Annotated in this window: 1 protein-coding gene; it reads left to right on the plus strand. The window is 67.9% G+C overall.

Going from position 1 to position 234, the window contains the following annotated elements:
* On the plus strand, positions 1-234 hold a 234-nt coding region (locus SB660_RS23955), incomplete at both ends, for a hypothetical protein (RefSeq protein ID WP_410585118.1).

The raw sequence follows: 234 nt of genomic DNA on the forward strand, positions 1-234 counted from the left end.
CTACGAGGTCGGTGGCGCGAAGTACGGCAATGTCGGTGACGCGCTCAAGGCCGCTGCCGATGCCGGGACCGCCGCCAGCTCGCAGGCGGTGAAATACGCCAACGCAGACAAGACCTCGGTGGCGCTGGAAGGCAAGGGCGGCACCACGATCAGCAATGTCAAGGCGGGTACCGCCGCGGGCGATGCGGTCAATGTCGGCCAGCTGCAGACCGCCGGCCTGATCGACGGCAAGGG

The sequence above is a fragment of the Bacillus sp. SIMBA_005 genome, from assembly GCF_046535585.1.
In the GTDB taxonomy this organism is placed as follows: Bacteria; Bacillota; Bacilli; order Bacillales; family Bacillaceae; genus Bacillus; species Bacillus pumilus.